Source organism: Algoriphagus sp. (assembly GCF_024642405.1).
Classification (GTDB): Bacteria; Bacteroidota; Bacteroidia; order Cytophagales; family Cyclobacteriaceae; genus Algoriphagus.
In genome coordinates this window covers 4164-5974 of sequence record NZ_JAHEBC010000234.1, presented here as the reverse complement: position 1 = coordinate 5974, position 1811 = coordinate 4164, and the positions used below count along the sequence as shown (strand labels likewise).

General features: G+C 46.7%; 1 protein-coding gene. It reads left to right on the top strand.

The features are described 5' to 3' along the window. The coding region (locus tag Q0L68_RS14950) for a M28 family peptidase (RefSeq protein ID WP_296704793.1) at nucleotides 1-894 on the top strand (894 nt) is incomplete at its 5' end. Nucleotides 895-1811 lie beyond the last annotated feature (917 nt).

Sequence of the window (1811 nt, the reverse complement as noted above, 5' to 3'; positions counted from 1 at the left end):
ATCAATGCTGGTTCGGATGCCTTAGAAAAACTCATCGAAGGCAGTGGTCAAAATGCAAAAGAACTGATCGACTTGGGTAGTCAGGGTAAGCCACTTCCTACATTTGAGGTGCCTGACCGCCTGAATGCAAGTTTTACCCTAGCTGAGCGCAGCCTCCAATCCTCCAATATCCTTGCCCGCCTGCCAGGAACCGATCCTAGTCTTGCCAATCAGGCGATTGTGCTCACCGCACACCTAGATGGCTATGGTTACGGTACCCCAGTGGATGGAGACAGTTTGTATAATGGTACGCTGGATGATGCGGCTTATGTAGCTCTCCTGATTCAATTGGCCGAGCGGCGTGCAGGTGAAGGTTATGGAAGACCTCTGATTTTTGCAATTGTGACGGGAGAAGAAAAGGGATTGCTTGGCTCAGAGTATCTGATGCAACACCTTCCTGTTCCGAAAGAAAGCATCGCCGCAAATATCAACCTCGATCAACTCCGTCCCCTATTTCCCTTGGAGCTCTTGACCGTACATGCGCTGGATGAAACTACCCTTGGGGATGATGCCCGAGCGGTGGCGACGAGTATGGGAATTAAAGTACAGAACGACCCAGAACCTGCCCGTAACCTGATCCGACGCTCTGATCAATGGAACTTTATCCAAGCCGGAATTCCTGCCATCAATTTTGTTTTCGGCTTTGCCCCTGGATCTGAGAGCGAACGCATTTACCGACAATGGTACCGCGAAGGCTATCATACCCCCAAGGATGATCTTGTGCAAAAGATCGACTGGGAAGCGGCAGCTAAATTCAATACGTTTTTTTATGGCTTGGTCGAAAAGGTAGCTGATGGGGAAACAAAACCAGCTTGGAAAGAGGGGAGTAAGTTGAGGCCTGATGCTAATCAGTAGTGGAACAAAGAAATAGTAGTTGATTATTAGCTTCTTGAAAAAAGTGAATAGCAAAACCAACCCTTTTACAAAGCGAGAATTAAATCAATTTCAATTGGTAGAAAAGCTTTTAAACCCACTAAGCGTACTTTGCACCTGCCCTTTCCTATTTTTCCAGGATTTGTAATCCCATTAACAACCAAAAGTTCTAAGTGTCCTTCCTTTCGCTAAACATAATTTTTCGCCCTGCTTTTACCAGCCCATCTGATTTCTAATTGATGCAAGGGGGTACTTCACAAGTACCCCCTCCCACTTCGGAAGTACCCCAGTTGACCTCCGAGGCGAACTAGTTCACCTTTTTACCGAACTCACTTCCCTCTGAGGCGAACTCACTCACCTTTTTGGTGAACTAGTTTACCTTTTTGCTGATCTAGTTCACCTTTTTGCCGAACTGGTTTACCTCCGAGGCGAACTCACTCCCCTTTTTACTGAACTAGTTTACCATTTAGGCGAACTAGTTCGCCTTTTAGGTGAATCAGTTCCCCTTTGAAGTGGGTAAGCTTATTTCCCAGGCAAAAAAAGAAAAGCCGGACTTAGACATTAGGGGAAGGTTGATGTTTTTTGAAGATTCTTAATCCCCCTATACCTGATCAATCATTTACCACAATCCATGTTTTGTGGGCGCGGTGGGAGGACACAGCAGCGGGCCGGCGGTGGGTTGTGGGGGGAAGTCCCGATAGCTATCGGGATGCTGTGTCTTGTCCCGATAGCTATCGGGATTGGTCCTTTTGGGCTAAGCCAAAAGGACAAGAAGTAGTAAGAGATTTCTCCCTGCGGTCGAAATGACAAAGCGTAAGGATTGAGGTTTTTTGAAGGTTTTTAATCCCCCTTAACCCCTTTTCAAGGGGGATTTGATTCAGGTTTGAATCCGTCTTCAA